This window comes from Streptomyces griseorubiginosus, assembly GCF_017614965.1.
Taxonomy (GTDB): domain Bacteria; phylum Actinomycetota; class Actinomycetes; order Streptomycetales; family Streptomycetaceae; genus Streptomyces; species Streptomyces griseorubiginosus_B.
Map to the genome: position 1 here is coordinate 24,883 of NZ_WVUG01000022.1, position 20,588 is coordinate 45,470.

Genomic DNA, 20,588 nt, shown 5'->3' on the forward strand with positions numbered 1-20,588 from the left:
GTCCGGTCAGAGCGTTTCGAGGAAGCCGAGCGCCACCCTCCAGGTGGCCTCGGCGGCCTCCTCGTCGTAGTCCGGCAGTTCGGGGTCGGTGTAGACGTGGCCGGCGCCGGCGTACCGGTAGATCTCGACGTCCGCGCCCGCTCTGCGCATCTGCAGATACCAGGCGCTCAGCCAGTCGTCCGTCTCGAACGGGTCCGGCTCGGCCACGTGCAGCTGGACCGGCAGATCGTCCACCGACGCGTTCGGCGCGATGTCCGAGGTGCCGTGCAGGAGCAGCAGCCCGCGGGCCTTCTCGTCGCCGAGTGCGAGGGTCTGCGCGACGGAGGCGCCGAGCGAGAACCCGGCGTACACCAGGCCTCTCTCGGAGTAGGGCGCGGCGGCCAGGACGGCTCTTCTGAGCAGCTCGTCCTTGCCGATCCGGTCCTTGAAGGCCATGCCCTCCTCCACCGTCTCGAACGTACGCCCCTCGAAGAGGTCCGGGGTCCACACCTCGTGGCCGGCACCGCGCAGCCGGTCCGCGGCCAGGCGCACCCCGGGCCTGAGGCCGTAGGTCGAGTGAAAGAGCATGATGTTCATGGGGCCCATGGTGCCAGCCGGCACTGACAACGCACCGCGACCGCCGTACCCCCTTCGCGCCGGAAGTCACATGTTCATGACCCCGGAGATCCGGTTAGGTTCGGAGGCATGGAGAACGTACTCCGCCCGCTGATCGTGATCGGCGGCTCGGTCGTCCTCACGCTCGTGATCGGCTGGGCCACCGACCAGTTGCTGCGCAAGGCCGACGGACGCCACAGCGAGACGCCGCTGTGGGGTCTGTTGCGCCGTGGCCGCATCCCCTACCAGCTCGTGCTGTGCGCCGCCATGCTGAGAGGCTCCTACGACGAGGCCCGGCTGCTGCGCGAACACCGGGTCGCGGTGGGCCAGTTCCTGACCCTGGTGCTGATCGGGGCGGCGGCCTGGCTGGTGATCCGGATCGCGGCGGCGATAGTCGAGACCTCCTACAGCCGGTACGCCCGCGCCCACCACGACGCCGCCCGGGTCCGCCGGGTGCGCACCCAGGTGTCGCTGATCATGCGCGTGGTCTCGGCGATCGTCGGCGTGGTGGCCGTGGCCGCGATGCTGCTGACGTTCCCCGCGATGCGCGCGGCCGGTGCCTCGCTGCTGGCCTCGGCCGGCATCCTCGGCATCGTCGCCGGTGTCGCCGCCCAGTCGACGCTGGGCAACATGTTCGCGGGGCTGCAGATCGCCTTCGGCGACATGGTGCGGCTCGGCGACACCGTGGTGGTGGACGGCGAGTGGGGCACGGTCGAGGAGATCACCCTGACGTTCCTGACCGTGCGGACGTGGGACGAGCGCCGGATCACCATGCCGGTGTCGTACTTCACCTCCAAGCCGTTCGAGAACTGGTCGCGCGGCAGCAACCAGATGACGGGCATCGTCTACTGGCACCTCGACCACTCGGCGCCCGTCGAGGCGATGCGGGAGCGGCTGCGGGACATCCTGCGCGAGTGCCCGGCCTGGGACGGCCGCGCCCACAACCTCGTGGTCACCGACTCCACGCCCAACACCATCCAGGTCCGCGCCCTGGTCACGGCGAAGGACGCGGACGACATCTGGACGGTACGCGTGGCGGTGCGCGAGCAGATGCTCAGCTGGCTGTGCGCGGAGCACCCGTACGCGCTGCCCCGCGTCAACACGGCGGACGCCGTGCTGCCACCGAGCCGGCCCGCCCTCGACGACCACCTGGACGGCCGTGTGAACGGGCATCTCGACGGCCACCGCGACGCCGCCGCGGCCCGCCGCGCGCGCGAGTAGCCGAACGCGCGAGTAGCCGAACAGGGGGGCGCCGTTCGGGCTCAGTGCCCGCGCTCGGCGCCCCCGTTGACCTGGATCACCTGCGAGGTGACGTGCGCCGCGCCCGGTGAGGCCAGCCAGTGCAGGGTCGAGGCGACGTCACCGGGGGTGCCGGCGCGCTTGTCGAGCGTGTCGGCGACGAGCCGCTCGCGCCGGGCCGGATCGATGGCAGGCCCGAAGAACTCGGTGTCCTCGATGTAGCCGGGCGCGACCACGTTCGCGGTGATCCCGCGCGGCCCGAGCTCCCGCGCCAGGTCATGGGCGTACGGGTGCAACGCGGCCTTGGCGCCCGCGTACGCCCCGCTGCCCGAGCCCCGGTAGGCGGCGATGGAGCTGACGAACAGCACCCGTCCGCCCGGGGAGGCGAGCCGGTCCTTGAGGGCCTCGGTGAGCAGGGCGGCGGTCAGGGTGTTGAGCCGGAAGTTGACGGTCCAGTTGTGCGCGACCCGGTCGAGCGGGTCCTCGCTCGCGGCCGGGGGCTCCAGCTGCCCGGTGCCGCCGGCGCCGTGGATCAGCACGTCCACGGTCCCGAACTCCTCCGCCACGAACTCCGCGACCCCGCGCACGGCGGCGGTGTCGGCCAGGTCGGCGGCGTACGTCGACGCCCCCGGCACATCGGCCTTCGCGAGGACCTCGGCCCGCCGCCCGAGCAGCAGGACCCGATCCCCCTCCGCCGCGAACACCCGCGCCGCCGCGAGCCCGATTCCCGTGCCTCCACCACTGATCACCACATTGCGAGCCATGATCCGACCCTACGCATGCGCGGCCCGGCGCGCGCAACCGTTTCCGGTCAGCGCAGGCTGCGTACGTCGAGATGGCGCAGCACCCGGTCCACGATCTCCGGGTCCGCCCCGGGCTCGCTGCGCGCGGCCATCACCTCGTGCCGTGCGGCGCTCAGCAGCTCGCCCTGGATCCGCCGCATCCGCTTGAGTCGGCGCACCCGCATCTCGTGCGCCTCGCGCCGTTCCTCCTCGCCCATGTCCGGGCTGATCCGCACGCCGATCTCCAGGGCCCGCCGCAGCATCTGCTCCGACAGCTCGTCCGGCAGGTCCTCGACCTCCTCGATCTCCTTGAGCCTGCGTTTGGCGGCCTTCGCGGCGCGCACGGCGAGTTCCTTCTCGAACTCCTTCTCGTGCTCGGTGTCGGCCTGCACCCCGAGCCACCTCACCAGCCAGGGCAGGGTCAGGCCCTGCAGCACCAGCGTGCCCATGATCACGCCGAAGGCGATGAAGACGATCTCGTCCCGGTCGGGGAAGGCCGAACCGTCGTCGGTGGTCAGGGGGATCGCGAGCGCCAGCGCCACCGAGGCCACCCCCCGCATCCCGGACCACCACATCACGATGGTCTCGCGCCAGCCCATCGGGATGTCCTCGTCGTGGTCCCGTCTGGCGTGCAGCCGCTTGGTGAGCCAGGTCGCCGGGAGCAGCCAGGCGAGCCGGACCAGCACCACCACGGCGAGCACCGCCGCCGCCCAGCCGAGCATCTCGCCCCACCGTCCGGACGCGGTGCGGATGGCGTTGTGCAGCTCCAGGCCGATCAGCCCGAAGGCGACCCCGGTGACGAGCGTGTCGACGATGTCCCAGAAGGTGTGCCCGGCCAGCCGGGTCATCACGTCGTCGGGGTCGGACGCGTACTCCGCGAGGAAGAGCGCGGTGGTGAGCACGGCCAGCACCCCGGAACCGTGCAACTCCTCGGCCAGCACGTAGGAGGCGTACGGCACGAGCAGCGTCAGGCCGACCTGCAGGGTGGCGTCGCCGAGCACGTCGAGGAGCCGGTTGGCGCCCCAGCCGAGTGCGACGCCGATCGCGACGGCGACCACGGCGGACAGCACCAGGTCGAGGGCGGCGCGACCCGCGTGGAACTCGCCGCTCACCGCGGCGGCGACCGCGACGTGGTAGAGCACGATCGCCGTGACGTCGTTGAACAGGCCCTCCCCCTCCAGGATGGACACCAGACGGCGGGGCAGGCCCAGTTGGCCCGCGACCGCGGTCGCCGCGACCGGGTCGGGCGGCGCGACCAGGGCGCCGAGCGCGACGGCGGCGGCGACGGGCAGTCCCGGCACGATGGCGTGGGCCATGACGGCCACGCAGAGGGTGGTGACGAAGACCAGCGCCACGGCCAGCAGGAAGATCGGCCGCCGGTTCGCCGCGAACTGCCGCCAGGACGTGCGGCGCACCGCCGCGTACAGCAGGGGCGGCAGCAGCAGCGGCAGGATCAGCTCGGGCGGGACGTTCACGTTCGGCACGAAGTCGGCCACCGCGAGGGCGACCCCGAGCAGGGTCATCAACACTGGCGCCGGCACCCCGAACCTGTCCCCCAGCGGGACGCTCAGCACGGCCCCGAGCAACAGGACGAACAGCAGGGCCAACTGATCCACGGTCAGCGCTCCGGGAGGATCGACGGACGGGAGGCGGACTTCAAGCCTGCCACGACACCGATCCCACCAGCCCTTTCGGCCCCCTTCGTTACAGGGTGCGCCGCATCGCCCGGTGCGGTATCCCCGCCTCCGGGTACTCCGGCCCGTACGCCTCGTACCCCAGCCGCTCGTAGAACCCCAGGGCGTGCGTCTGCGCGTGCAGGTCCACGGCCGTCAGCCCCCGCGCGCGTGCCGCGTCCTCGATCGCCCGTACGAGCGCCACACCGACGCCGAGGCCGCGGGCCTCCCGGGTGACGGCGAGCCGCCCGAGCGAGCCCACCGAGAGGTCGCCGTCGACCTTCGCCGCGGCCGCCTCCCCGTGCAGCAGCCGCCCGGTGCCGAGCGGCACCCCGTCGTCCCGCACGGCCAGCACGTGCACGGCCACGGGGTCGTACGCGTCGTACTCGATGTCCTCGGGCACGCCCTGCTCGCCGACGAAGACCTCCTTGCGCACCGCGAAGCACGCCTCCAGATCGGCCGGGTCCTCGGCGATGCGTACGTCGTACGCGCGCGTGCTCATCCGTACGTCTCCTCGCGGACCTGGTCCAGAGCCTTCTGCAGGTCGGCCGGATAGTCGCTCGCGAACTCCGCCCACTCACCGTCCCCGGGGTGCTCGAAGCCGAGCCGGACGGCGTGCAGCCACTGCCTCGTCAGGTGCAGCCGCTTGGCGAGGGTCGGGTCGGCGCCGTAGGTGAGGTCGCCGACGCACGGGTGGCGGTGGGCGGCCATGTGGACGCGGATCTGGTGGGTGCGGCCCGTCTCCAGCTTCACATCGAGCAGGGAGGCCGCGCGGAACGCCTCGATGAGGTCGTAGTGCGTGACGGACGGCTTGCCGTCGGCGGTGACCGCCCACTTGTAGTCGTGGTGGGGATGGCGGCCGATGGGCGCGTCGATGGTGCCGCTGGTCGGGTCGGGGTGGCCCTGGACGAGCGTGTGGTACCGCTTGTCGACCGTGCGCTCCTTGAACTGCCGCTTGAGCGAGGTGTACGCGCGCTCCGACTTGGCGACCACCATCAGCCCGGAGGTGCCGACGTCGAGCCGGTGCACGATGCCCTGGCGCTCGGCGGCACCGGAGGTGGAGATGCGGTAGCCGGCCGCGGCGAGACCGCCGATGACCGTGGGCCCGGTCCAGCCCGGCGACGGGTGGGCGGCCACGCCGACCGGCTTGACGATCACCACCACGTCGTCGTCGTCGTGCACGATCTCCATGCCCTCGACCGGCTCCGCGACCACCTGCACGGGCGCGGGCGCCTGCGGCATCTCGACCTCGAGCCAGGCGCCGCCGTGCACCCGCTCGGACTTGCCGACCACCGAGCCGTCGACCGTGACCTTCCCCGCCGCGGCGAGCTCGGCGGCCTTCGTCCGGGAGAAGCCGAACATGCGGGAGATGGCGGCGTCGACACGCTCGCCCTCCAGGCCGTCGGGCACGGGCAGGGTACGGATCTCGGGAATCGTGCTCACCCGTCGAGTATGCCGGACGGCGCCGATCGTCCCGACCGCGCCTGTGGACAACCGCCGGTCAGTCCTTGTGGACCGTGCCGTCCGGGTCCAGCCCCTTGAAGGACAGCAGAACGATCAGGATGCCGCCGCACACGATCGCCGAATCGGCCAGGTTGAAGACCGCGAAGCCCTTGGGGGCGATGAAGTCGACCACCGCGCCCTCGAAGACGCCCGGCGAGCGGAAGATCCGGTCCGTGAGGTTGCCGAGCGCGCCGCCCAGCAGCAGGCCCAGCGCGATCGCCCAGGGCAGACTGTAGAGCTTGCGGGCGAGCCGGGCGATCACCACGATCACCGCCGCCGCGATCACCGTGAAGATCACGGTGAAGGCCTCGCCGAAGCCGAAGGCCGCGCCCGCGTTGCGGATCGCCTCGAGCTTCAGCCAGTCACCGATCAGCTCGATCGGCGCGTGGTGCTCCAGCTTCGCGACCACGAGCAGCTTGCTGACCAGGTCGAGCGTGTACGCGAAGGCGGCCACCGCGAACAGCACGGCGATCTTGCGCCTGCCCCTGGGCGGCGCCGACCCGTCCCGCTGCGACTCGGCCCCCGCCGCCTCCGGGGAATCCGGCGTACCGATGATGCGCTCCGCCTCTGCCACGTGAGTCCCTCAACCTAGGTACCTGACTGAGCACGAGGGTACGGCACGCATGTGTGGGCCTTCAGTACCGGCGTTCCTGCTTCTGCTTGCACTCCACACACAGGGTGGCCCGGGGGAAGGCCTGCATACGGGCCTTGCCGATGGGGTTGCCGCAGTTCTCGCACAGCCCGTAGGTGCCGGCGTCCAGCCGCTGCAGGGCGTGCTCGGTCTGGGTGAGCATCTCCTGCGCGTTGGCCGCGAGCGCCATCTCGTGCTCGCGCGTGATGTTCTTGGCGCCGGTGTCCGCCTGGTCGTCGCCCGCGCCGTCCCCGGAGTCCCGCATCAGGCCCTGCAGAGCCTGCTCCGAGGACGTGATCTCGTCACGCAGCCGCTGCTCCTCGGACAGCAGCTCCGCACGCGCCTCCTCGACCTCCTCCGGCGTCCAGGGGTCCTCACCGGGGCGCACCGCGAGCTCGCCCGGCTCCACAGCCGCCGCGATCCGCGCCTTGGGTACGGCGGTCTTCGCCGCCGTGGCCGTGCCAGGAGTCTTCTTCGCAACCACTGTCGTGGCTCCCGTCTGCTCCGCGGTCTGCGCCGCGCCCGCCTTCTTGGCCGTGCTCTTGCTCTTCTTCGCCGCGGCGCCTTTCTCGCCGCCGGCGGCCCTCTTGGCGGCGACCTTCTTGGCGGCGACCTTGCCGCCCACCGCCTGCCCGGTGACCGCTTTCCCAGTGGCCGCCTGCCTGGTGGCCGCTTTCCCAGTGGCCGCCTGCCTGGTGGCCGCTTTCCCGGTGGCCGCCTTCTCGCCGGCCGCTTTCCCGGTGGCCGTCCTCCCGGCAGCGGCCCGCTTCGTGGCCTCCTCCTTCCCGGAGGCCTTCTTCGCAGCGGCCTTCTTCACCGCGGCTTTCTTGGCGGCCGTCTTCTTCGCAGCGGCCTTCTTCCCCGGATCCGCTTCCTTGACCGCCGCCTTCTTCGTCGCCGCCTTCTTCGTCGCCGCCTTCTTCGTCGCCGCTTTCTTCGCCGCGGCCGTCTCCCTGCCCGCTGCCTCCTTACCCGCGGCCGCTTCCTTGACCGCCGCCTTCTTCGTCGCCGCTTTCTTCGCCGCGGCCGTCTCCCTGCCCGGCGCATCCTTACCCGCGGGCGCTTCCTTGACCGCCGCCTTCTTCGTCGCGGCCGTCTTCTTGGCCGCCGTCTTCCTCGCCGCCGCCGACTTCTCCGCCGCGGTTTTCCCCGCCACGCTCCTCTTCGCCGCGGTGCTCCTCGATGCCGGCTTCCCCGCCGTCGGCTTCTCCGCTGCTGACTTCTTCGCTGTCGTCTTCTCCGCCGTCGACTTCTTCGCCACGGCCCTTCGGGCCGTCGTCGCCCCCCTGGCGGCCGGCTTCTTCGCGGCCGTCGCCCTTCCCGTGCCCGGCGGTCTCTCCGACCGCTCCCCCTCGGCCGTCTTCTTCGCCGCCCCGCCGGAGGCCCCCCGTACCGTCCTCACCCTCTTCTTGCCGCTCACATCCTTGGCCGCACCGCCCGAGGCCTGTGTGGACCTGCCGGACGCCGACTGCTGTACGGCGGTCTTCTTCGCCACCATGGCCGCGGCCCCTTCACATATTGTGATCTTGCACGCGAATCGTGCTGGGACGATAAATCGACTTGAGTCCCGCGGCAACGGGGCGCACCGCCCGATTCGCCCGGCTCGCGCACGCCGCTCCGCAAGCCTGCATGCGTTGTGCCCAGCTCCCCGCGGGGTAATCCGCCGTGCCGTCCGTCCCAGGATCCGAACACGCGTACCGCTCCATTCGGGTCACATCCGGCCGTAGGGCACCGCCACCCCCGGGTACCCGAAAACCGGTCGGCCGCTGTCCGCGCGGCGCCGTACACTGGGCGGAGCGAAAAGCGTGGATGGGGACGAGTAGCGGCGTACGCAGCCCAGAGCGACCCGGGGACGGTGGAAGCCCGGGGGCGAGCGCGACGTGAAGATCACCCCGGAGCCGCCGGAGGAACCCCCGAGAGGGGCAGTAGAACCGGCATCGCGACCCCAATGAGGGGGCTCACCGGTGCACACCACGCGCCGGAGGGCCAAGGAGGGTGGTACCGCGGGAGCGCGCCGAAACCGGCGTAGAGAAAGACACGGCTCTCGTCCCTCCGGACGGAAGGCAGCAAGTCCGCCGGAGGAAGCTCGCTGATGACAACGCCGACGTACCGCCAGGTGCCCGCCCAGGTCGACCTGCCCGCGCTCGAGCACGCGGTGCTCGACTTCTGGCGCGAGCAGAAGATCTTCGCCAAGACCCTGAAGCAGTCCGAGGGCCGCCCCGAGTGGGTGTTCTACGAGGGCCCGCCCACCGCGAACGGCATGCCGGGCGCCCACCACATCGAGGCGCGCGTCTTCAAGGACGTCTTCCCTCGCTTCCGCACCATGCGCGGCTACCACGTGGCCCGCAAGGCCGGCTGGGACTGCCACGGTCTCCCGGTGGAGCTCGCGGTCGAGAAGGAACTCGGCTTCAGCGGCAAGCAGGACATCGAGAAGTACGGCATCGCGGAGTTCAACGCCAAGTGCCGTGAGTCGGTGACCCGGCACACGGACGCCTTCGAGGCGCTCACGACCCGCATGGGCTACTGGACCGACCTCCAGGACCCCTACCGCACCATGGACCCCGAGTACATCGAGTCGGTCTGGTGGTCGCTGAAGGAGATCTTCGGCAAGGGCCTGCTGGTCCAGGACCACCGCGTCGCCCCCTGGTGTCCCCGCTGCGGCACGGGCCTGTCCGACCACGAACTGGCGCAGGGCTACGAGACGGTCGTCGACCCCTCCGTGTACGTCCGTTTCCCGCTCACCTCCGGTCCGCTGGCCGGCCAGGCCGCGCTCCTGGTGTGGACGACGACCCCGTGGACGCTGGTGTCCAACACCGCGGTCGCCGCGCACCCCGAGGTCACCTATGTCGTCGCCACCGACGGCACGGAGAAGCTCGTCGTCGCCGAGCCGCTCGTCGGCAAGGCGCTCGGCGAGGGCTGGGAGACCACCGGCGAGTCCTTCTCCGGCACCGAGATGGAGCGCTGGACCTATCAACGTCCGTTCGAGCTGGTCGAGTTCCCCGAGCCCGCGCACTACGTGGTCAACGCCGAGTACGTGACGACCGAGGACGGCACGGGCCTGGTCCACCAGTCCCCCGCCTTCGGTGAGGAGGACCTCAAGGTCTGCCGCGCCTACGGCCTCCCCGTCGTCAACCCCGTCCGCCCGGACGGCACCTTCGAGGAGGACGTCCCGCTGGTCGGCGGCGTCTTCTTCAAGAAGGCGGACGAAAAACTCACCGAGGACCTCCAGCAGCGCGGCCTCCTGTTCAAGCACATCCCGTACGAGCACAGCTACCCGCACTGCTGGCGCTGCCACACCGCGCTCCTCTACTACGCGCAGCCGTCCTGGTACATCCGCACCACGGCCATCAAGGACCGCCTCCTCCAGGAGAACGAGAACACCAACTGGTTCCCGGAGACGGTCAAGAACGGCCGGTACGGCGACTGGCTGAACAACAACATCGACTGGGCGCTGTCCCGCAACCGCTACTGGGGCACCCCGCTGCCGATCTGGCGCTGCGAGGACGACCACCTCACCTGCGTCGGCTCCCTCGCCGAGCTCACCGAGCTGACCGGCACGGACCAGTCGGGCCTCGACCCGCACCGCCCGTTCATCGACGAGGTCACCTTCGCGTGCCCGACGTGCGCCAAGACGGCCACGCGCGTGCCGGAGGTCATCGACGCCTGGTACGACTCGGGATCGATGCCGTTCGCGCAGTGGGGCTACCCGTACAAGAACAAGGAGCTGTTCGAGAGCCGCTACCCGGCGCAGTTCATCTGCGAGGCCATCGACCAGACCCGCGGCTGGTTCTACACGCTGATGGCGGTCGGCACGCTGGTCTTCGACAAGTCCTCCTACGAGAACGTCGTCTGCCTCGGGCACATCCTCGCCGAGGACGGCCGCAAGATGTCCAAGCACCTGGGCAACACCCTGGAGCCGATCCCGCTGATGGACCGGCACGGGGCGGACGCGGTGCGGTGGTTCATGGCGGCCGGCGGTTCTCCGTGGGCGGCACGCCGCGTGGGCCACGGCACGATCCAGGAGGTGGTGCGCAAGACGCTGCTGACGTACTGGAACACGGTCGCCTTCCAGGCCCTGTACGCCCGTACGTCCGACTGGGCGCCCAGCGAGGCCGACCCGGCCCCCGCCGACCGCCCGGTCCTGGACCGCTGGCTGCTGTCCGAACTCCACGCGCTCACCGACCAGGTGACGCAGGCTCTGGAGGCGTACGACACCCAGCGCGCCGGCAAGCTGCTCTCGGCGTTCGTCGACGACCTGTCCAACTGGTACGTCCGCCGCTCCCGTCGCCGCTTCTGGCAGGGCGACAAGGCGGCGCTGCGCACCCTGCACGAGGTCGTGGAGACGGTCACCAAGCTGATGGCCCCGCTGACTCCGTTCATCGCCGAGCGGGTCTGGCAGGACCTTGTGGTGCCGGTGACCCCGGGCGCCCCGGAGTCGGTGCACCTCGCCTCCTGGCCGGAGGCGGACCTGTCCGCCATCGACCCGGAGCTGTCGAAGCAGATGGTCCTGGTACGGCGGCTGGTGGAGCTCGGCCGGGCCACGCGCGCGGAGTCGGGCGTCAAGACCCGTCAGCCGCTGTCGCGGGCGCTGGTCGCGGCGGCGGGCTTCGACTCGCTGGACCGGGAGCTGCACGGTCAGATCACGGAAGAGCTGAACGTCAGCGCGCTCGCGTCGCTGAGCGAGGTCGGCGGCTCCCTGGTGGACACCACCGCCAAGGCCAACTTCCGGGCGCTGGGCAAGCGGTTCGGCAAGCGGGTGCAGGAGGTCGCCAAGGCCGTGGCGAACGCGGACGCGGCCGCGCTGTCGCTGGCCCTGCGTGAAGGCACGGCGTCGGTCGAGGTCGACGGGGAGACGATCACGCTGGCTCCGGACGAGGTGATCATCACCGAGACCCCGCGCGAGGGGTGGTCGGTGGCGTCCGACGCCGGTGCGACGGTGGCCCTGGATCTGGAGATCACGGAGGAACTGCGGCAGGCGGGTCTCGCGCGTGACGCGATCCGGCTGATCCAGGAGGCCCGCAAGAACAGCGGCCTGGACGTGGCCGACCGGATCGCGCTGCGCTGGACGTCCACGGACCCCGCGGTCGTCGCGGCGCTGAGCGAGCACTCCGGTCTGATCGCGGACGAGGTCCTGGCGACGGACTTCGCCCAGGGCGAGGCCGACGACTCGTACGGCGAGCCGTTCACGGACGAGGGCCTGTCCCTCACGTTCCGCCTGCGCAAGGCATAGCCTCCCGCACCCTTGAAGGCCCGGCCCTCCAGAGGGCCGGGCCTTCGGCGTTACGGCTGGGGGGTCATCCGCGCTTGAGCCGGCGGTCACCGCACATGAAGAGCCCACGGCCACCGCGAAGGAAGAGCCCACAACCACCGCGACGGAAGAGCCCTGCGATCAACGCGCATAAAAAGGGCGGGCCCCGGACCGAAATCCGGGACCCGCCCTTGAACGCTGCCGACGCCTACGGCGTACTACTCACCGTGTCGCGGCCGTCAGTTGTCGTCCTCATCGATCAGGAACCCGCGCATGGGCGAGGGGGCCTGGCCCATCGGGGACGGACCCTGCGGACGGACCGGAGCCATCGGCTGAGTCATGGCCGGCGTCATCTGCTGCTGGCCGCCGTAGGACGGACCGGCGGGGCTCGGCCCACCGCCCATGGTCTGGTTGCCTCCGTAGGACGGGGCACTCGCGCCGGCCGGGGCCATGGAGGGCGCCGGGGACGGCGGGAGGCTCGCGGCGGCCGGAGTGCGCGGCGGAGCAAGCGAGTCGTCGGCCTGGGTCTCCAGCTGACGCAGCTGCGACTCCAGGTACGACTTCAGACGCGTGCGGTACTCGCGCTCGAAGCCGCGCAGATCCTCGACCTTGCGCTCCAGCGTGGCGCGGGCGGACTCCAGGGAGCCCATCGCGACGCGGTGCTTCTCCTGCGCGTCCCGCTCCAGGGCGTCGGCCTTGGCACGGGCGTCACGCTCGAGACCCTCGGCGCGGCTGCGGGCCTCGCCGACGATCTTGTTGGCCTCGGAACGGGCCTCGGCGATCGCCTGGTCGGCGGTCTGCTGGGCCAGCGAGAGGACACGGGCGGCGCTGTCGCCACCGGGGCCCTGACCGGGGCCGCCCATCGGACCGCCCATGGGGCCACCCATCGGGCCGCCCATCTGCTGCTGCATGGGGGGCTGGCCCATGGGGCCGCCCATCTGGCCCTGGCCCATCGGACCCTGGCCCATCTGGCCCTGGCCCATGGGGCCCTGACCCATCGGACCCTGGCCCATCGGGCCGGGACCCTGCGGGCCGCCCTGTCCACCGGGACCGGCGGGCAGCTGCGGCGCACCGCTCGGCAGCTGGGGCGGGCCACCCATGGGGCCACCCATCTGCTGCTGCGGCGGGCCCGATATGCCGGCCGGCACGGGGGCGCCCGGCCCGCGCATGCCCTGCTGCGGCATACCGCCCTGCTGGGGCATGCCACCCTGCGGCATGCCGCCCTGCTGGTCCTGCGGACCGCCGGGACCCTCCGGGGGCTTGCGCATGTTCTGCTGGTTCTGAGCAGCGGCGCGCGTGGCCGCGGCCAGTTTGGCGCGCAGGTCCTCGTTCTCCCGGAGCAGGCGGGTCAGTTCGGCTTCGACCTCGTCGAGGAAGGCATCGACCTCGTCCTCGTCATAGCCTTCTCGGAGGCGGACGGTCGTGAACTGCTTGTTCCGCACGTCCTCGGGGGTCAACGGCATCTCTTCACCTCAACGTAGTCGTCGGCATCGGCAAGACGGTAGGTCACATCGCTCACAGCCGGCTCACGATCGAGATCAGGATGTAGACGATGATCATCAGTACGAAGAAGGACAGGTCGAGCGCCACGCCCCCGAGACGCAGCGGCGGGATGAACCGCCGCAGAAGCTTGAGCGGTGGATCAGTGACAGTGTAGGTGGCCTCCAGAACGACCACCATCGCCTTGCCGGGTTGCCATGAGCGGGCGAACTGGAAGACGTAGTCCATGACCAACCGGAAGATGAGCACGATGAGGAAGCACATCAGCGCGATGTAGATGACATCCAGGACCACGCTCATTGCTGGTGCTTCCCTCTCCCCTGTTCCGTGCTGCTGGGTACTACTTTTACTGCTGTTTCCGGTCGTGCGTCTCAGCTCTGGTTGAAGAACCCGCCCTCTGCGATGCGGGCCTTGTCCTCCGCCGTGACATCGACGTTAGCAGGCGACAACAGGAACACCTTCTGCGTCACCCGCTCGATGCTGCCGTGAAGACCAAACACCAATCCGGCCGCAAAGTCGACAAGTCGCTTCGCGTCTGTGTCGTCCATCTCAGTCAGATTCATGATCACCGGGGTGCCCTCACGGAAGTGTTCCCCGATGGTACGGGCCTCGTTGTAGGTCCGCGGGTGCAGTGTGGTGATCCGGTAAGGCTCTCGTTCCGACACGACCTTGGGCATGATCACCGGTGCGTTCTTCTCCAGGCTTGCGCGTTCTTGTGTGATGGACGCCACGGGCGCGATGCGCGCCGGACGGCCGGATTCCGCGGGTAGCGAAGCGGAACGGGCGACCGGCTCGCGCGGAGCGGGCGGCTGTACGATTCGCACCTCTTCGTCCCTTTGGGACTGATGTGCCAAGTGCGACTGGTGGGACGGCTCGTGCCGTCGGTGGTCCCGCTCCGGCTCGGGGTCCAGTTCGGGCTCGAAGTCGTCATCGGGGTCGAATCCCCGGCCGTCGTACCCATCGTCCTCCACGAGGCCGAGGTAGACCGCCATCTTGCGCATCGCGCCGGCCATGCTCTGAGTCCTCCGCTCTGTGGTGGATCGACTGACGACCGTCAAGTGCCCGCGATCCACGAGGCCGTTGTGCCCGCCTTCCGGCGGCATTGACCATATTTTCTGCTGTGGTCCGACTTCCTGGCGACGTTACCCGAGCCGTGCGCGGACTCCGAGTACCGCCGTACCGACGCGTACATGTGTCGCCCCGGCCGCCACGGCCTGCTCGAGGTCCGCACTCATCCCTGCCGAGACCATGTTCGCAGCCGGATGGGCTCGGCGCAGGTCGGTCGACAAATCCATCAACCGCTCGAACGCCGCCCGTTCACGTCCCGCGTAGGGCCCGGTCAGCGGTGCGACGGTCATGAGACCGTCCAGCCGCAGACCCGGCGAGCGGGCGACCAGGTCGCCCAACTCTTCGATTCCCTCGGGACCGACACCCCCGCGCTCCCCGCGACCGCTCACGTCCGCGTCGAGCGCGACCTGGATCAGACAGCCGACTTCGCGTCCCTGCCGCACCGCCTCCTTCGAGAGCGCCGTGACCAGCCGGGCACGATCGACGGACTGCACCATATCGGCGTAACCGACCACGGAACGAACCTTGTTGGTCTGCAACTGACCAACGAAGTGCCAAGTCAGCGGCAGATCCGCACATTCCGCGGCCTTCGGGGCCGCGTCCTGGTCCCGGTTCTCGGCGACATGGCGCACACCGAGCTCCGCCAGGATCCGCACGTCGTCCGCCGGATACGTCTTGGTGACCACGATCAGCGTCACCTCCTCGCGAGCGCGCCCGGCGGCGGCGCAGGCGTCGGCGATACGACGCTCCACCTTCGCCAGGTTTTCGGCGAGTTCGTCCTTACGGTCCGTCATGTCCCTCAGTCCAGCCAGACATATCCCGCGAGTCGCCCCGTGGTGCGATCGCGCCGGTACGAGAAGTGATCGCCCGACTCCCGGGTGCACACCGGCGACCGCTCCAGATCGCGCACCCCGAGCCGTTCGAGCTGCGCGTGCACCCCGGCGGTCACGTCGACCGCCGGCGTGCCCCAACTCGTCTCGGCGTACGCCGCCGGCTCGACGGCGGCCACGTCCGCGCGCATCGCCACCGGCACCTCGTAGCACCGCCCGCACACGGCGGGTCCGGTGCGGGCGACGATCCGGGCGGGGTCGGCGCCGAGCTCGGTCATCGCGCGTAGCGCGGCCGGGACGACCCCGGCGACCATGCCGGGCCGGCCCGCGTGCGCGGCGGCGACGATCCCGGCGACCGGGTCGGCGAGCAGAACGGGCGTGCAGTCGGCGGTGAGCACGGCGAGGGCGAGTCCGCGGCGCGCGGTGACGACCGCGTCGACCTCCGGCACCGGGCGCTCCGCCCAGGGACCGTCGACGACGGCCACCTCGTTGCCGTGCACCTGGTTCATCCACACGACCCGGGCCGGATCGACTCCGAGCGACTTGGCCGCCAGCTCCCGGTTGGTGCGTACGGCGTCGGGGTCGTCGCCCACCGCCCCGCCGAGATTGAGCTCCTCGTACGGAACGGCGCTCACCCCGCCCCACCGGTTGGTGAAGGCGAAGTGCGCGCCGCCCACTGTGCTCGTTTCCGAGCGTTGTTCCATCACGTCAGAAGGATCACTTGAGGAAGTCCGGTACGTCCAGTTCCTCGGCCGCGCTGTCGGTGTAGGACCGGGACGGCGGGACCGGCGGGGAGACCGGGAGGTCGGCGGCCGGCTCGGGCACCGGCTCCGGGTCCTCCTTCGGCGTGACGCTGCCGAGCGAGCCGAAGGACGGGCGGGACTCGGGCTGCCGTACCGGAGTGGGCTCCTCACGGCGGGAGGAGGCGGAGGACGAGCCGAGGACGTTGTCCCGGCGGGCCGGCGGCTGGCCGCCGTCGAAGCCGGCCGCGATCACGGTGACCCGGACCTCGTCGCCGAGGGCGTCGTCGATGACCGCGCCGAAGATGATGTTGGCCTCGGGGTGGGCGGCCTCACTGACCAGCTGGGCGGCCTCGTTGATCTCGAACAGGCCGAGGTCGGAGCCGCCGGAGATGGAGAGCAGCACACCGCGGGCGCCGTCGATGGACGCCTCCAGCAGCGGCGAGGAGATGGCCATCTCGGCCGCGGCCACCGCGCGGTCGTCGCCGCGGGCCGAGCCGATGCCCATGAGGGCGGAACCGGCCTCGGACATCACGGACTTGACGTCGGCGAAGTCGAGGTTGATGAGGCCGGGGGTGGTGATGAGGTCGGTGATGCCCTGGACACCGGAGAGCAGGACCTGGTCCGCGGACTTGAAGGCGTCGAGCACCGAGACCTGGCGGTCCGAGATGGACAGCAGCCGGTCGTTCGGGATGACGATGAGGGTGTCGACCTCTTCGCGGAGTTCGGCGATGCCGTCCTCGGCCTGGTTGGCGCGGCGCCGGCCCTCGAAGGTGAACGGGCGGGTGACCACGCCGATGGTCAGGGCGCCCAGGGAGCGGGCGATGTTGGCCACGACGGGCGCGCCGCCGGTGCCGGTGCCGCCGCCTTCACCGGCCGTCACGAAGACCATGTCGGCCCCCTTGAGGACCTCCTCGATCTCCTCGCGGTGATCCTCGGCGGCCTTGCGGCCGACGGCCGGGTTGGCTCCGGCGCCGAGTCCGCGGGTGAGTTCGCGGCCGACGTCGAGCTTGACGTCGGCGTCGCTCATCAACAGCGCCTGCGCGTCGGTGTTGATGGCGATGAACTCGACGCCCTTGAGACCGACCTCGATCATCCGGTTGATGGCATTGACACCACCGCCGCCGACACCGATGACTTTGATGACTGCGAGGTAGTTCTGCGGTGCTGCCACGTCGAAGGCCTCTCGCCTCGAGTTACGTGTCGCCGTTTCGCGGGTGAGTGCGATCCGACGACTGATGCCGAATGGGACGGTCCGTAGCGCCGACCCGAACCCTAACGTTGAAGTTTAGGGTTACCAGTGTGACTGTTCGCTGGAGTCTTCCGAACAGGACACTAAGTCGACAAGTGGCGCACGTTCAACGAACACGCCGAACCTCCCGTTTTTCTTTTCACCCTATGTGATCAGCCATAGCGCTGCCCAACCAGGGTGCTGGCCTGCGCGGATGTGCGTCAACTCCCCGATGATGCCGGGGCGGTGGGAACCGAGACGTCGAAGTGCCGCGCGTCCGGCGCCGCTTTCATCAGGGCGGTGAGCGTACGGGCCTTCAGCGCGCCTCGCTCGCCGCTTCCCCAGGCGACCGTGCGGCCGTCGCCCAACTCCAGTGAGATGTCGTCGAAGGAACGCACCTTGACGCTCCGGGTCTCGTGCGCGACGGCGGCCGGAATGGACCGGGCGACCGTCACCGCCTCGCGCACCAAGCGGTCCTCGCCGAAGCGGCGCAGGCTCGCGGCGGCGGAACCCGAGCGGGAGATGCTCAATTCGAGCGCGGGAGCGCCTTTGGGTTCCTCGGAAACCGTGGCGAAACGGACGCCCTTGCGGTCCACTTCGATGAAGTTTCCGCCCTTTTGGACAATCAGAACCGGAGTGCGCTCAACCACTTTCAGGCCGATTCCATGGGGCCACGAACGAACCACGTCAACCGTGTCAATTCGGGGCAGTTTCCGGCGCAGTCGTGACGCGATCGCATCGGTGTCGACGGAAATCAGCGGCGCCCCGACGGGGACTTCGGCGGCCTCGCTCACCTGGGCGGGCGTCAGCACCCGGGTACCGGAGACCGTCACGCGCTCCACGCGCGTCCACGAGGAGCCGTACAACGCCCAGAGGCCGGCCGTGCCGAGGAAGACCATCGCGACGGCGAGCATGATGATCGTACGAAGCTGTCGCCGCACCATCCGCCGCAACCGCCGGGCGAGGGGCGGACCGGACGACTCCTGCTGGCGTTCCCCGCGCTCCACGGTCGTCGGTCCGGCCACGGCCCCTGCCCTTCACCTACACGGAATTACAGCCCTGTCAGCCCTATCGGTGTGCACGGTGGGCGGCGATCGCCTCGTACACCATGCCGACGAGCAGGTCGTCGGCGTCCCGGCGGCCGAACTCGCTTGCCGCGCGGGACATCTCGTACAGCCGGTGCGGGTCGCCGAGCACGGGCAGGACGTTCTCCCGCACCCAGTCGGGCGTGAGTTCCGCGTCGTCGACCAGCAGTCCGCCGCCGGCCTTCACCACCGGCTGGGCGTTCAGCCGCTGTTCGCCGTTGCCGATGGGCAGCGGGACGTAGGCGGCCGGGAGTCCGACGGCGGAGAGTTCGGCGACGGTCATCGCGCCCGCGCGGCAGAGCATCATGTCGGCCGCGGCGTACGCGAGATCCATCCGGTCCAGGTAACTTACCGGGATGTAGGGGGGCATTCCCGGCATCTGCTGCACATGCGGCAGTTCGTTCTTCGGGCCGACCGCGTGCAGGATCTGGATGCCGGCCTGCTGCAGCCACGGCGCGACCTGCTGGACCACCTCGTTGAGGCGGCGGGCGCCCTGCGAGCCGCCGGAGACCAGGAGCGTGGGCAGGTTGGGGTCGAGGCCGAACATGTGCCGGGCCTCGGGACGGGCCGCCGCCCGGTCCAGGGTGGCGATGGAGTGGCGCAGCGGGATCCCGATGTAGCGGGAGTTGCGCAGCTTGCTGTCCGGGGTGGCGACGGCCACCTGGGCCGCGTACCGGGAGCCGATCTTGTTGGCCAGGCCCGGGCGGGCGTTGGCCTCGTGGATGACGATCGGCACACCGAGGCGCTTGGCGGCGAGGTAGCCGGGCAGCGCCACATAGCCGCCGAAGCCGACGACCGCGTCCGCCTTGGTGCGCTCCAGGATCTGCTCGGTCGCCTTGATCGTGCCGCGCAGCCGGCCCGGGACGGTGATCAGCTCGGGCGTGGGCTTACGGGGCAGCGGTACGGCGGGGATCAGCGCGAGCTCGTAGCCCCGCTGCGGGACGAGCTTGGTCTCCAGACCCCGCTCCGTGCCCAGGGCTGTGATCCCCACGGTCGGGTCCTGCCTGCGCAGGGCGTCCGCGAGGGCGAGCGCGGGCTCGATGTGGCCGGCGGTCCCCCCACCGGCGAGTACGACATGCACCGAAATTCACCGCTCTCCGGACGGCCGCGCCGTGGGCGCCCGCCGTCGCATCGTGTTCCATCTCCGAGGCCCCCGGTCTCGCATGGCGCCTCCCGCCCGCTTTCTACCAAAGCGGGGTTGCCGCAGGGAAAGCGCCGCCCGCGCAGCGGGCTCGTCGCGCGCGAACGCGATCAGCAGCCCGATGGCGAACATGGTCGGCAGCAGGGCGGATCCTCCGTAGGAGAACAGCGGGAGGGGGACGCCGGCGATCGGCAGCAGGCCGAGCACCGCACCGATGTTGATCACCGCCTGCGCGGTGATCCAGGTGGTCACGCCTCCCGCGGCATACCTGACGAAGGGGTCCTCCGTACGTCCGGCCACGCGGATACCCGCATAGCCTAGAGCCGCGAAGAGGGCGAGCACCGACAGCGTCCCCGCCAGGCCCAGTTCCTCACCGGTGACGGCGAAGATGAAGTCCGTGTGGGCTTCCGGGAGTTGGCCCCATTTTTCCACACTCGCACCGAGCCCGGAGCCGAAGATTCCGCCGGAGGCGAGGGCGTAGATCCCGTGCACGGCCTGCCAGCAGTCGGCGGCCCCGGACCGGGGCTCGGTGGCGCCGATGCAGGCGAGCCGGGCCATGCGGTTGGGGCTGGTCTTGATCAGGATCACACCGAGGGTGGCGGCGATCGACAGCACGCCGACGAAGAGGCGGGTGGGCGCCCCGGCCAGCCACAGCAGGCCGAACAGGATCGCCGTGAGGATGATCGCCGTGCCCATGTCGCCGCCGAGCATGATCAGCCCGAGCAGCAGGAAGGCGACCGGCACCAGCGGCACCAGCATGTGCTTCCACTGGTTGAGCAGGTTCTTGTCCTGTTTGCGGGCCAGCAGGTCGGCGCTCCACAGGACCAGCGCCAGCTTGCCGAACTCGCTGGGCTGGATCTGGAAGGAGCCGCCCAGCGAGATCCAGTTCTGGTTGCCGTTGACCGACATCCCTATCCCCGGCACCTGCACCAGCGCCATCAGGAAGACGGCGCCCGCGAGGATCGGATAGGCCAGCGCCCGGTGCAGCTTGACCGGCATGCGGGAGGCGATCAGCAGCAGGACGCCGCCGATCACGGCCGCGAGCAGTTGTTTGCGGAAGAAGTAGGAGCCGGGCAGGGACATCTGCAGCGCGGTGATCTGGGAGGCCGAGTAGACCATCACCAGGCCGAGCACGGTGATCAGGAAACTGCCGCCGGCGATGAGGTAGTAGGCGGTCAGCGGCCGGTCCCAGGCGCGTCTGGCGTTGAGGTAGGCGCGCCGCAGCGGGTTGTCACGGGACGGCCGGGAAGCGGCGGGACGTCTGACGGCCCGCTGCACGGGCGGCCGTCCGGTACGGCTACTGGGCATCAGCGCCTCCGCTGC

18 protein-coding genes are annotated in these 20,588 nt (G+C 70.5%); 2 read left to right on the forward strand and 16 right to left on the reverse strand.

What is annotated here, in order from left to right; translation table 11 throughout:
* Window positions 1–6: 6 nt before the first annotated feature.
* Complete coding sequence (locus tag GRC12_RS06995; protein ID WP_208778203.1) at window positions 7–576, reverse strand: dienelactone hydrolase family protein; 570 nt, start codon at window positions 574–576, stop codon at window positions 7–9.
* Window positions 577–684: 108 nt separating this feature from the next.
* Here GRC12_RS06995 and GRC12_RS07000 point away from each other — a divergent pair, with 108 nt between their 5' ends.
* Window positions 685–1,815: a mechanosensitive ion channel family protein gene (locus GRC12_RS07000; protein ID WP_208778204.1), complete on the forward strand. Its 1,131-nt coding sequence runs from the start codon at window positions 685–687 to the stop codon at window positions 1,813–1,815.
* A gap of 41 nt (window positions 1,816–1,856) precedes the next feature.
* Here GRC12_RS07000 and GRC12_RS07005 read toward each other — a convergent pair whose 3' ends face one another.
* From GRC12_RS07005 to GRC12_RS07030, 6 genes are all read right to left on the reverse strand, one after another.
* Window positions 1,857–2,597, reverse strand: a complete 741-nt coding sequence (locus tag GRC12_RS07005; protein WP_208778205.1) for an SDR family NAD(P)-dependent oxidoreductase — start codon at window positions 2,595–2,597, stop codon at window positions 1,857–1,859.
* Between the two features lie 47 nt (window positions 2,598–2,644).
* Window positions 2,645–4,231, reverse strand: coding sequence for a Na+/H+ antiporter (locus tag GRC12_RS07010; RefSeq protein WP_208778206.1), 1,587 nt, complete (start codon window positions 4,229–4,231; stop codon window positions 2,645–2,647).
* An 88-nt stretch (window positions 4,232–4,319) separates the two neighbouring features.
* Complete coding sequence (locus GRC12_RS07015; protein ID WP_208778207.1) at window positions 4,320–4,790, reverse strand: GNAT family N-acetyltransferase; 471 nt, start codon at window positions 4,788–4,790, stop codon at window positions 4,320–4,322.
* Entirely contained in the window at window positions 4,787–5,731 is a 945-nt protein-coding gene (locus tag GRC12_RS07020) for an RluA family pseudouridine synthase (RefSeq protein WP_208778208.1), read from the reverse strand. Before GRC12_RS07020 ends, GRC12_RS07015 begins: the two co-directional genes overlap by 4 nt.
* Before the next feature lie 58 nt (window positions 5,732–5,789).
* Window positions 5,790–6,365 (reverse strand): signal peptidase II, encoded by a 576-nt coding sequence (gene lspA / locus GRC12_RS07025; RefSeq protein WP_208778209.1) that lies wholly within the window; start codon window positions 6,363–6,365, stop codon window positions 5,790–5,792.
* Between the two features lie 61 nt (window positions 6,366–6,426).
* Window positions 6,427–7,920, reverse strand: coding sequence for a TraR/DksA family transcriptional regulator (locus tag GRC12_RS07030; RefSeq protein WP_244372190.1), 1,494 nt, complete (start codon window positions 7,918–7,920; stop codon window positions 6,427–6,429).
* Window positions 7,921–8,514: 594 nt separating this feature from the next.
* Between GRC12_RS07030 and ileS the strand changes: the two genes are divergently transcribed.
* A complete protein-coding gene (gene ileS, locus GRC12_RS07035) occupies window positions 8,515–11,652 on the forward strand; it encodes an isoleucine--tRNA ligase (RefSeq protein ID WP_208778210.1) in 3,138 nt (1,045 codons plus the stop codon).
* Window positions 11,653–11,909: 257 nt separating this feature from the next.
* Here ileS and GRC12_RS07040 read toward each other — a convergent pair whose 3' ends face one another.
* The 9 genes from GRC12_RS07040 to ftsW form a co-directional block, all read right to left on the reverse strand.
* Window positions 11,910–13,133: a DivIVA domain-containing protein gene (locus tag GRC12_RS07040; RefSeq protein WP_208778211.1), complete on the reverse strand. Its 1,224-nt coding sequence runs from the start codon at window positions 13,131–13,133 to the stop codon at window positions 11,910–11,912.
* A gap of 52 nt (window positions 13,134–13,185) precedes the next feature.
* Window positions 13,186–13,470, reverse strand: coding sequence for a YggT family protein (locus tag GRC12_RS07045; RefSeq protein WP_016435858.1), 285 nt, complete (start codon window positions 13,468–13,470; stop codon window positions 13,186–13,188).
* Window positions 13,471–13,541: 71 nt separating this feature from the next.
* The gene (locus tag GRC12_RS07050; protein WP_133042841.1) at window positions 13,542–14,183 is read right to left on the reverse strand and encodes a cell division protein SepF; all 642 of its coding nucleotides are present in this window, start codon (window positions 14,181–14,183) and stop codon (window positions 13,542–13,544) included.
* A 129-nt stretch (window positions 14,184–14,312) separates the two neighbouring features.
* Window positions 14,313–15,032 carry a YggS family pyridoxal phosphate-dependent enzyme gene (locus tag GRC12_RS07055; RefSeq protein ID WP_208778212.1) on the reverse strand — a complete coding sequence of 240 codons (720 nt, stop codon included), beginning with the start codon at window positions 15,030–15,032 and terminating at the stop codon, window positions 14,313–14,315.
* A 5-nt stretch (window positions 15,033–15,037) separates the two neighbouring features.
* Window positions 15,038–15,772: a peptidoglycan editing factor PgeF gene (gene pgeF, locus GRC12_RS07060; RefSeq protein WP_208778221.1), complete on the reverse strand. Its 735-nt coding sequence runs from the start codon at window positions 15,770–15,772 to the stop codon at window positions 15,038–15,040.
* A 13-nt stretch (window positions 15,773–15,785) separates the two neighbouring features.
* Window positions 15,786–16,982 carry a cell division protein FtsZ gene (gene ftsZ / locus GRC12_RS07065; RefSeq protein WP_208778213.1) on the reverse strand — a complete coding sequence of 399 codons (1,197 nt, stop codon included), beginning with the start codon at window positions 16,980–16,982 and terminating at the stop codon, window positions 15,786–15,788.
* 278 nt (window positions 16,983–17,260) lie between these two features.
* Window positions 17,261–18,064, reverse strand: coding sequence for a cell division protein FtsQ/DivIB (locus GRC12_RS07070; RefSeq protein ID WP_208778214.1), 804 nt, complete (start codon window positions 18,062–18,064; stop codon window positions 17,261–17,263).
* Window positions 18,065–18,107: 43 nt separating this feature from the next.
* Window positions 18,108–19,205, reverse strand: a complete 1,098-nt coding sequence (gene murG, locus GRC12_RS07075; protein ID WP_208778215.1) for an undecaprenyldiphospho-muramoylpentapeptide beta-N-acetylglucosaminyltransferase — start codon at window positions 19,203–19,205, stop codon at window positions 18,108–18,110.
* Between the two features lie 6 nt (window positions 19,206–19,211).
* Window positions 19,212–20,573, reverse strand: coding sequence for a putative lipid II flippase FtsW (ftsW, locus tag GRC12_RS07080; RefSeq protein WP_208778216.1), 1,362 nt, complete (start codon window positions 20,571–20,573; stop codon window positions 19,212–19,214).
* Between the last annotated feature and the right edge of the window lie 15 nt (window positions 20,574–20,588).

Excerpts from the sequence above, each read along its gene's own strand:
- GRC12_RS06995 (WP_208778203.1), bottom strand. The coding sequence starts at position 576 with ATGAACATCATGCTCTTTCACTCGACCTACGGCCTCAGGCCCGGGGTG.
- GRC12_RS07000 (WP_208778204.1), top strand. The coding sequence starts at position 685 with ATGGAGAACGTACTCCGCCCGCTGATCGTGATCGGCGGCTCGGTCGTC.
- GRC12_RS07005 (WP_208778205.1), bottom strand. The coding sequence starts at position 2,597 with ATGGCTCGCAATGTGGTGATCAGTGGTGGAGGCACGGGAATCGGGCTC.
- GRC12_RS07015 (WP_208778207.1), bottom strand. The coding sequence starts at position 4,790 with ATGAGCACGCGCGCGTACGACGTACGCATCGCCGAGGACCCGGCCGAT.
- GRC12_RS07030 (WP_244372190.1), bottom strand. The coding sequence starts at position 7,920 with ATGGTGGCGAAGAAGACCGCCGTACAGCAGTCGGCGTCCGGCAGGTCC.
- ileS (WP_208778210.1), top strand. The coding sequence starts at position 8,515 with ATGACAACGCCGACGTACCGCCAGGTGCCCGCCCAGGTCGACCTGCCC.
- GRC12_RS07040 (WP_208778211.1), bottom strand. The coding sequence starts at position 13,133 with ATGCCGTTGACCCCCGAGGACGTGCGGAACAAGCAGTTCACGACCGTC.
- GRC12_RS07045 (WP_016435858.1), bottom strand. The coding sequence starts at position 13,470 with ATGAGCGTGGTCCTGGATGTCATCTACATCGCGCTGATGTGCTTCCTC.
- GRC12_RS07050 (WP_133042841.1), bottom strand. The coding sequence starts at position 14,183 with ATGGCCGGCGCGATGCGCAAGATGGCGGTCTACCTCGGCCTCGTGGAG.
- GRC12_RS07055 (WP_208778212.1), bottom strand. The coding sequence starts at position 15,032 with ATGACGGACCGTAAGGACGAACTCGCCGAAAACCTGGCGAAGGTGGAG.
- pgeF (WP_208778221.1), bottom strand. The coding sequence starts at position 15,772 with ATGGAACAACGCTCGGAAACGAGCACAGTGGGCGGCGCGCACTTCGCC.
- ftsW (WP_208778216.1), bottom strand. The coding sequence starts at position 20,573 with ATGCCCAGTAGCCGTACCGGACGGCCGCCCGTGCAGCGGGCCGTCAGA.